The 9,499-nt window shown below is 57.1% G+C and carries 7 protein-coding genes; 5 read left to right on the plus strand and 2 right to left on the minus strand.

Features of this window, described 5'->3' with window-relative positions:
* The first annotated feature begins 88 nt into the window (after positions 1-88).
* Positions 89-1,513: a hypothetical protein gene (locus tag VGU25_11775; protein ID HEV2577877.1), complete on the plus strand. Its 1,425-nt coding sequence runs from the start codon at positions 89-91 to the stop codon at positions 1,511-1,513.
* A 232-nt stretch (positions 1,514-1,745) separates the two neighbouring features.
* Complete coding sequence (locus VGU25_11780) at positions 1,746-3,179, plus strand: sulfatase (GenBank protein HEV2577878.1); 1,434 nt, start codon at positions 1,746-1,748, stop codon at positions 3,177-3,179.
* 399 nt (positions 3,180-3,578) lie between these two features.
* On the opposite strand, the gene VGU25_11785 is transcribed toward VGU25_11780, so the two are convergent.
* A complete protein-coding gene (locus VGU25_11785) occupies positions 3,579-4,316 on the minus strand; it encodes a response regulator transcription factor (protein ID HEV2577879.1) in 738 nt (245 codons plus the stop codon).
* Complete coding sequence (locus VGU25_11790) at positions 4,313-5,419, minus strand: ATP-binding protein (GenBank protein ID HEV2577880.1); 1,107 nt, start codon at positions 5,417-5,419, stop codon at positions 4,313-4,315. The genes VGU25_11785 and VGU25_11790 overlap by 4 nt, the downstream gene beginning before the upstream one ends.
* A 337-nt stretch (positions 5,420-5,756) precedes the next feature.
* Here VGU25_11790 and VGU25_11795 point away from each other — a divergent pair, with 337 nt between their 5' ends.
* The 3 genes from VGU25_11795 (at position 5,757) to VGU25_11805 (ending at position 9,189) form a co-directional block, all read left to right on the plus strand.
* Positions 5,757-6,986 (plus strand): outer membrane beta-barrel protein, encoded by a 1,230-nt coding sequence (locus tag VGU25_11795; GenBank protein HEV2577881.1) that lies wholly within the window; start codon positions 5,757-5,759, stop codon positions 6,984-6,986.
* A 55-nt stretch (positions 6,987-7,041) separates the two neighbouring features.
* On the plus strand, positions 7,042-8,754 hold the full coding sequence (locus tag VGU25_11800; GenBank protein ID HEV2577882.1) for an ammonium transporter: 1,713 nt from the start codon (positions 7,042-7,044) through the stop codon (positions 8,752-8,754).
* 96 nt (positions 8,755-8,850) lie between these two features.
* Positions 8,851-9,189, plus strand: coding sequence for a P-II family nitrogen regulator (locus VGU25_11805; protein HEV2577883.1), 339 nt, complete (start codon positions 8,851-8,853; stop codon positions 9,187-9,189).
* Positions 9,190-9,499 lie beyond the last annotated feature (310 nt).

The following is a 9,499-nucleotide window of genomic DNA, read 5'->3' on the forward strand; positions in this document are numbered from 1 at the left end:
TAATGGTTGGCACCTTGAGAGGCACGGTTAACGGGACGTTAACCACGTTAGAAGGCGCGGCAGTTATACTCGGGGGCAAGTCGGGAGCATGCTGACCAAAGACTATCGCCAGGAAACGGTGGATACCCCAGAGCTGGAAAACCGGGTGCCCGACGCCGTTCAGATCCGCGAGCACCTTGACGTTGTCCTCGCGAGCGACGAGTTCTCCGCAAGCCGTCGCGCCTCGGAACTGCTGCAACATGTCGTCGAACGTGCTCTCGCCGGTGATATGGGAAGCCTGAAGGAGCGGCTTCTTGGCGTGGAGATCTTCCACCGGCGCAGCGACTACAACACCAGCACGGACGCAATCGTGCGCGTCACGGCCAACGACGTTCGGCGTCGGCTAAGCCAGTTCTACTCCCGGCACCCTGACCAGCCTCTGCGCATTTCGCTTCCCCTGGGCTCCTATGTCCCGGACTTCATTCCGACGATTGCACACGTCCCGGACCCGGCGCAGGCGGGTGGTGTTCATGTGTCCAGCTCCTCCCTTCCCCACTCTGAACTTCCGCAGGGACACAGTTCTTCGCCTGCGCCGAGCGTCGATCCATCCGCTCCTGCCGCCACACCGATTCGAGCAAGCGGACGCGTTCTGCCGAAGCTGCAGTATGCCCTGGGACTGGTATTGGCGGTACTCGTCGGTTGGTGGTTCCACAGCATGGTGCACACACGCGATGTGCAGACAAACAGTGCCTATTCCTTTTATAACGACCTCCTTGGGCCGATCGGTCTAAACGGTCCGGGAAAGACTGAGATTGCTCTCACCAATCCCCATATGTTGCTCTACCTGGGGCTGAACAGCCCCGGTCCCGCGCTGGGTGCAAGTCCCAAGGACATCCCCGTTCCTTCGAATATGGCCGCCGTGTTGAATAAGAGCGCGAACGACAATCAGGCCGATTTTCCCTATCACCACTTCTTCGTGGACTACACCAACTACACCGGCATTGGTGAGGCCAAGGCTGCCTTTGGGCTGGCCCGTACTCTCGAGGCGACAGGCCGAACTGCCGAACTCACCGAGGAGCGCTTCCTTAATTGGGAGACCGCCCGCCAGGAGCCGCTCGTGATCCTCGGAGCTCCCCACGAGAGCAAGTTCGTTCAGGACACGCTCTCGGCGGCCAACTTCACGATTGGTTATGACTCGATCCATAATGCTCATCCGCTGCCCGGCGAGCAGACCGATTATTCCAAAAGCCGCGCAGGCGATGTGCTGGAGGACTACGGTCTTATCTGGATGACGCAGTCTCCTTCCGGCACGCGGATTTTAGTGCTGGCCGGATTGAGCAGCGCGGGTACAGCAGGCGTTGGTGAATTTTTCAGCGACCCGGATCGGATGAAGCCTGTATACCAGCAGCTTCGTGCCGCTGCAGGATCCAACAACTTCCCCGATTCCTGGCAGGTTCTGCTGCGCATTCAGGCGAGGCAGGATGTTCCGGTCAGCGTTACTCCAGTAGCGGTGCGAATCACTCGCAAGCCCTAGACATGACCGCGGAAGAGGCGATGCCAAGTAGTTAACTAACGTTCTTTCCGTCGTCTTCGCGGCCTGGCCATATCGCCATAACCCGCTGATTCTTCTCCCCGACGTCGCTCAGTTCCGCAAACGCAACGTCCCTAACGTTGCTACTCTTCCGGCACCGAACGATGATGCTTTGTGAAGACGAATTTGGAGCGCGGTGTGACCAACGCAGCCGCACGAAGTGGATTCCATCGGAATGACCGATCTGCTCAACCGTCGCACCTTTCTGCAAACAGCCACAGGAGCGGCGCTCGCTTCGTCACTGCCACTGAAGGCCACGACACCTGCTCGCTCGCAACCCAATCTGCTTTTTGTCTATACCGAGGGTCAGCGCGCAGATTGCATGAGCGTAGCCGGCCATCCGATTTTGCGCACTCCCAATCAGGACCGCATTGCCCGTGAGGGAACGCGCTTCACAAATGCTTTCTGCACCAACGCCCTTTGTGCACCCGCACGCGCCACGGTGATGACCGGCTTGTGGTCGCGCACCTCCGGCGCTCTGGACAACAAGCTGTTGAATACACCGCTGCCTGCAGACATCCCGATCTGGACCGACCTGCTGCGCGAGCAGGGCTATCGAACTGCGATGCTCGGCAAGGTGCATGTACGCAACGGCCTCAAGGAACGCTACTGGGACTACTACTTCGGTTTCAACGCCCCGGTGACGAACTATTACAAACCCAAGTTCGCCGAGGGCATCGCCGGCACGATCGGCCCGGAGAAGACCTACCGCGGTTACGCTGACGATCTTGTGACCGACCGCGCGCTGGCGTGGCTGGATCAGCTTAAGGGCAATGAACCGTTTTGCCTGAACCTCTGGTATCAGACACCTCACGCTCCGTTTTTCCGCCCGCGTCGGCTGCTCGATGCTTACAACGGTGTGCCCATCCCCAAGCCGGCCACCTTTGACGATGACCTTCGCGGCTATCCCGGAAAACCGAAACCGTTTGTGGAGGCAGACAACAAGATCGGCACCATCGACACAGGAGATGCCGTGCGCTCACTCGAGGAGCTGTGCAAGGATTACTACGCTGGCCTGACTGCCGTCGACCAGAACATCGGCCGCGTGCTCGAATGGCTGGACCAGCGTGGGCTCACGGATGACACAGCCATTGTTTTTAGCTCCGACCACGGTTATTTCCTTGGCGAATGGCGGCTGTTTGATAAGCGCCTTATGCATGAGCCTTCTATCAGGGTTCCTCTGATGGTGCGTTACCCTCGTCGTGTGAGGGAGGGCGAGGTGAGACCTGAAATGGCGCTGGACGTGGACCTGCCGCCGACAATGCTCGATCTCTGCGGTATAAAAGCCCCAGCGGGAATGCAGGGCCGTAGCCTGCTGGAGGTTGCGGCGCCGGGCTCCGCACCGTGGCGCAGGGATTGGCTCTACGATTACTACGAATATCCAGGATGGGAGAACGTGAAGCCGCATCGCGGCGTACGCACCGAGACCCACAAGCTGATCCAGTGGTATACGCAAGATCCGCAGGAGTGGGAGCTCTACGATTTGGCCAGCGATCCCAACGAAACGAACAACCTGTTTGGGAGACCGGAGCATGCCATGGTGCAGCAGCAGCTCATCGAGCGGTTGGATGAACTGCTGCGCGAAATTCCCGCACGCCACTCAGTCTAAAGGGAAAATTCGAGTAACTGGTTCCGCAGATTGTCCTTCGCCTAGTGATTATCTTCGGCGATTATTCCCAACTTCCCAAGCACCAGAATCCACCCAATTTCCGCGTCGGAGAGAACGGGCATCTCGACGTGAACGAGTCCCGCCAACCGCTTCAATGAGGCGTTTCCGCCACCATCAGTAACCGCGAAAGTACTAAAATCGTTTGGTAGGGCCGACCATTTCTTTTCGTGATCCGCACAGGGGTGGGTGAGATCGCTAGCTCTCTGGGGAACTTATACCTGTACTCCGAGACCTTTATGTCCCCATCCGTCGTCCATCGCCGTCGAGCATAGGTTGCGCTCTCGCGCCCTCGCTAGTCGAACTCTCATGACGGTGGCCAGGATCGCCCTGCACCGCGATTTACTCCGCTTCAGCCCCACTCGAAGGCAAGCTTTCCACAAAGCGATAGCCTACATAGGCGTCTGTCAATAGATAACGAGGGTTCGAAGGATCATCCTCAATCTTCTTGCGCAACTGCCGAACGAACGTTCTTACGTAGTCGACTTCGTCTCGAAACTCCGTGCCCCACACTGCAGTAAGCAGCTTGCCGTAGGTGACCGCGCGTCCTGCATTGAGCATAAGGAAGTACAGAATCTCGTATTCTTTTGGCGTGAGGTGAATCGGCCGGCCAGCCTTCGTCACAGTGCGCCGCACTGGTAGCACCTGAATTTCACCAATAGTTAAAGGCGCATCCCCTGGGCGTTCCGGGGTCTGTGACCTTCGCACGGCGGAGCGAATGCGCGCCATGCATTCGCCCATGCTGAACGGTTTGGTAATGTAGTCGTCTGCTCCGCGCTCAAGCGCTTCAATCTTGCTCTGCTCACTGTCCTGCACGGTTAGCATCAGAATCGGCAATCGCGGAGCCATGGCGCGCAGCTTATGCAGAGTTTTGATCCCACCCATCCCGGGCATATTGATGTCGAGAAGCACAGCATCAAAAGATTCCGTCTGCACTAGCAGTAGCCCATCTTCTCCTCGAGAAACCTCTTCTACAGTGAAGCCGAGTTGTGTCAGCGAGGCTCGAAGGGCGCGGCGGATAGCCGGTTCGTCGTCAATGACCAAAACCCGAATTGGTGAGGATACCTGATAGCCGCTCATCGGATCTCGCTATCGTCATTCTGATGGGGAAACGACGCATAGAACGTAGTGACGCCGGCTTCCGTGCTTGTCACCCAAACGTGTCCTCCGTGAGCCTGTGCAGCTTGTTTCGCAACCGAGAGGCCGATACCCGTTCCGGGTGCCTGGCTGGCCGAATGCGACGAGCGAAAGTAGCGATCAAAGATGCGCTCGTAATCACTGGGTGGAATGAGAGGGCCTATGCTTCGTACGGAAAGAATCACACCCTCGGACTTCTCGAGGCCTTCGATGATAATTTTTGTTCCGGTCTGGGCATACTTGCTGGCATTGTCTACATATTGAGTAAGCAAAGCGGTCACGAGACCTCGGTCGCCGCGGACAGTGACATCTTCGCTCGATAGAGCGATCACGACGGAGAAGCGAGCAAGCGGCTCGCGCAAACTTGCCAGCACATCATCGACGAGCGGGCCGACCGCTATCATTTCGGTCTGGAGAACAAGATCAGAAGCGTGGAGCCGCGCGGTGCGTAGCAGACGGTTTGTCAACTGCTTCAGCAAATCCGCCTGTTCTTCGATCAAGCTTACGAGTTCAGATTGTGGAGCTGTGAGGTTTCCCATAGCGGTCAGGCCGCTGCCAGCAGCTTCGATTGCGGTTAGCGGAGTCTTGTAGGCATGCGCCAGTGAGTCGAGCACCATCGTACGCATTTGCTCGGTTCGTTTCGCACTCTCCGAACGGCTTTCGCTGGCGAATGCGTGGTAGCGATCAAAGGTGATGGAAATGATCGCCGCAATGGCATCTGCTGTTTTGGCTGTGGTCTCGCCGCGCAGCAACATTGCACCAATAGGCAGCTGTCCGACTCGCAGTACCCGCCGAATCAAGCCGGTCTCACGGTCCTCACTTGCGGTTTCGAACAGACTAATGTTCTTGAGTATCTCGTCGACATCATCGAACCACTCGCCAGTCCGATATATCTCTCGCAGATCCAGATCCAAAATCGCGACGGCATCCACGTCAAAGATTGACTGCACAAGATCCACTAGCTGCTGCCCAGGCAACCGGTGCGGATTCACATGCGTTGCCTTGTGAAGAAACTCACAGAGCTTGTCTGCTTCCAGGGGATCCACGGTGCGCTCCAAGTACCTGCGTTCGTTTGTAAGCGGATAAAGAGCGCCCGAAGCGCTCTACCACAAAGTGCCTGAAGATTCGAGGGGTGATTTGAGGAGATTACGGCATGGGCAGGTCAAAATCAAGCTCTCTGCCGATGCCGTATCAAAAACCGGCGGCAAATCAGCCCTAAATCAACCTTCTTTATGAGTTCTTCATGGGTTATTTGCGTTCCTAAAAGTGTTCACCAAACAAACATGCCCAGCGGGATAACGCCATAAACGGTGGACCTCAGAGCATCTTCATCCTGCGCGGACAGCCAGCTTAGAACTCACTTCGCATGACAAGGAGACCAGATTGCGAATCCCATTGAAGCTATATGGCACTCTCTTGACCGTCCTTGCCTTCACGCCAGCGCGATCGCAAACCGCACCAGCCCCCGCCGTCGCTGCCGCCGCGACAAGCGATTCTCAACCGCCCCCGTCTGTTCCACCGGCCGCGCAAGCGCCCGCGCCGGCACCGGCACCCGCGCCCACAACTGAAGGTCCTCGGGTATGGAAGCTTGGACCTTTCGATTTCAGCGGCTTCACCGACTTCTATTACAGCTACAACGCGAACCACCCGAGCAATGACGCCAACGGCAAGACGAACGACCTATATGCGTTCGATGACAAGACAAACCAGGTGAACATTGAAGCGGCAAAGTTCGTAATCAATCACGATCCCAAACCGATCGGTATGCGCATCGACCTGCTGTTTGGCAGGGCAAATGCGCTCTATCACAGTTCGCGAGACACCTCGACAGACAATTACATCGAGCAGGCAATGCTCACCACAAAACCATCGCACACCCACGGAACCGAGATCGATTTCGGTGAGTTCACGTCGTCGGCCGGCGCCGAAGTTGTGGAGACCCCACTCAACTGGAACTTCTCACATTCAATCCTGTTCGCCTGGGCGGTTCCGTACTACCACTTTGGCGTTCGCACCTCCACGCCGGTTACCAGTACGTGGACAGCGGGTGTGCAGGTCGTCAAGGGCTGGAACAACGTCAATTTGAGCGATGGCGGGGCTACCGTCGGCCTCACAAGCGCGCTCACTAAACCGAAGTACACGTGGAGCGCGAATCTCTACACGGGGCCTGCCAACATCTTCGGCGAAAAGAACTACAAGAACCTCATCGATACCACCCTACTGCTGACGCCGACCGCAAAATTCAACGCATACATAAACTACGACTACTTGCACCAGAACAGTACTCCGGTGGTCAGTGGATCATCGACCACTTCACTTCATTACCAGGGGATCGCCTTGGCTGCACGGCAACAGGTGTCGGGCAAAGGTGCCTTCGCCGCACGTTATGAGTACTTCGCTGATGGCGAGGCTCTTTCTACCGGTACTAACCAGAACCTTCAGGAGATCACGGGGACTTACGAATATGCGTGGCTGCCTAATCTGATCACCCGCGCCGAGTTCAGGCATGACTGGTCCGACGTGGACTTCTTCCACAAAGGGAACACTGAACTTGTGAAGGGGCAAACGACGGCGACGATCGGTCTTATTGCATTCCTCGGCCCGAAGCGCTGACGACCCGCCTGGAGAGATCAAGAAAAATTCGCCGTAAACCTCAAGGAGACGAACGATGACTCGATATACGACATTGGTACTGTTTCTCATCATCATCGCACTGAATTTCGGAGCTCTCTCTCTGCGTCGCTTGTTCGCTCGGAGAAGAGGCGCAGTCGCGCAGAAAGGCAAGGTTTCGCGGCTGATCCAGCGTCTCAAGAACCCTGAGTGGCGTCGCTACGGTCTCGTGCTGCTCGGCGGCAAACTGGCCGGACTCGCGCTCGTTCTTGCGGCGGCGTTCTACTTCGAGCCCGGTCTCTTCGGTCACCGAGTCTTCGCAGCCGATGCCGTGCTCAAGGGCAACGACATCGTCAATCCCGTAAACACCGCATGGACCCTGATCGCGGCATTCCTTGTCTTCGGCATGCAGGTGGGCTTCACTATGCTCGAAGCCGGTTTCTGCCGATCGCGCGAGACCGTCAACGTACTGATGGAATGCGTGGTCGATACGTGCCTGTGCGGTTTGTTGTTCTATGCCTGGGGCTTTTCCTTCATGTTCAGCCACGGGAATGGCTTCATCGGCTATCACTGGTTCTTCCTGCAAAATGTTCCGGCCACGTATGAGACTACCGGCGTGGCGTTCCTCGCCTTCTGGATCTTCCAGTTTGCCTTCGCCGACACATGCTCCACAATTACATCCGGTGCCATGATCGGCCGAACGGCCTTCGCCGGCGATCTGCTCTACAGCATTGCAGTTTCCGGATTTATCTACCCGATCATTGGTCATTGGGCCTGGGGACCTGACGGCTTCCTCGCAACGATGGGAAGCACCGGCTACTTCCTTCCCACTCTCGGGCAAAGCTTTCATGACTTCGCAGGATCAACCGTTGTCCACACCATCGGCGGCATTATTGCTCTTAGCGGTGCCATTGTTCTCGGCCCAAGGCTAGGTCGCAAGTTCAAGCGCGATGGAGGTGGCCCGATGCTTCCTCACGATCTCACCATCGCGGCATCGGGCGGCTTGTTGCTCTGGTTCGGATGGTACGGCTTCAATCCAGGAAGCACCCTGTCCGCCATGGACTTTGAGGGTATCGGCCGCATCTCCGCGAACACCACACTTGCTGCATGCGCTGCGGGCCTGACCGCGATGCTTGCTGCATACACGATGAGCAAGAAGTGGGACATCAGTTTCACTGTCAACGGGTTCCTCGCCGGTCTTGTCGCCATCACCTGCCCCTGCTACTGGGTCAGCCCGACGGGTGCAATCATTCTTGGCGGAATCGCAGGCGTGATCGTTGTCGCGGGCGTCGAGCTTCTGGAGTGGCTGCGCATCGACGACCCGATTGGTGCGGTTCCCGTTCATGGAATTTGCGGCATCTGGGGGACTCTCTCGCTAGGGCTCTTCGCAGTCGGCAAGTATGGCGCAACCGGACCGATCACGCCGGATAACAGCGCCCCTTTGAAGGGTCTCTTTTACGGCGGCGGCCTCACGCTTTTCAAGGCACAGTTCATCGGAAGCGCAACAATCACTCTGGCAACCTTTGCCGTATCGATGCTTGTGATGTACGCCGTTCATGCGATGGGCTTGTTGCGTGTCTCGGCTGAGGGTGAACTCTACGGACTTGACCTTCACGAACATGGCATCTCGGCCTATCCGGAATATGTCATCACGGCTCTCGGCTCACCTTCGGGTGCGCGGCTCCCTGACGACAAGACTTCCGTCTATTCGGAACATGCCGTTCCTGCTCGGCACGCACCCTCAGCTGCCCGACTCACTTCGGACAACTAAGGCTGACTTGTAGGGGGCGGGTGTAACCCGCCCTCTGACATTGAATCGCTGAGTTCACCATTCGAACTCACCCAACTTGCTCATCGAGGAGCAGCTATGACGACAGTTGTTGCGATTATCAGGCCAAACCGGTTCGATGCCGTGAAGGAAGCTGTTCAGGACCTCGGCGTGTCCGGCATGACAGTTTCTGAAGTGCGCGGACACGGGCGGCAGAAGGGCCACACTGAAACTTATCGCGGTCGCGAGTATGACATTAGCCTTCTCCCCAAGCTGAAGGTTGAGATTGTTACAAAAGACGATCGTGTCGAAGCCATAGTCGAAGCCATCATTGCCAACGCCGCTACCGGCTCTATCGGTGACGGTAAGATCTTTCTCTACAAAGCCGAGGAAGTCATCCGCATCCGCAACCAGGACCGCGGCGAGCTCGCGATCTAGTAAACGTATTGTGGTCCGTCGGGATCGCAACCGCGTTCACACGTATGCGGTCCGCGTCGTAAAAGGGAGAGTCGCCACGCGCGCCTCTCCCTTCCCGCGGAATACGTTACGCAAACAGTCATCTGGTCGTAGCGGACCTACGGCCAGATTGCCGCAACACTGATCTTCACCCCAAGGAGTGCTATGTCGAGCGAATACCGCAACTTTCTCGAGCTGTCGTATGAAGAGCTTGAGGAGATGAATCTGAAGGCCAAGGACCAGCGTAAGAAGCGTGTCGCGATCGACAAGCTGCAGGAAGAGCGTGTGAAGT

It is taken from the genome of Acidobacteriaceae bacterium, from assembly GCA_035944135.1.
Taxonomy (GTDB): Bacteria; Acidobacteriota; Terriglobia; order Terriglobales; family Acidobacteriaceae; genus Granulicella.

What these genes read in the sequence shown, in the direction of transcription:
- VGU25_11805 (HEV2577883.1), top strand. Translation starts at nt 8,851, where the DNA reads ATGACGACAGTTGTTGCGATTATCAGGCCAAACCGGTTCGATGCCGTG.
- VGU25_11800 (HEV2577882.1), top strand. Translation starts at nt 7,042, where the DNA reads ATGACTCGATATACGACATTGGTACTGTTTCTCATCATCATCGCACTG.
- VGU25_11785 (HEV2577879.1), bottom strand. Translation starts at nt 4,316, where the DNA reads ATGAGCGGCTATCAGGTATCCTCACCAATTCGGGTTTTGGTCATTGAC.
- VGU25_11780 (HEV2577878.1), top strand. Translation starts at nt 1,746, where the DNA reads ATGACCGATCTGCTCAACCGTCGCACCTTTCTGCAAACAGCCACAGGA.
- VGU25_11775 (HEV2577877.1), top strand. Translation starts at nt 89, where the DNA reads ATGCTGACCAAAGACTATCGCCAGGAAACGGTGGATACCCCAGAGCTG.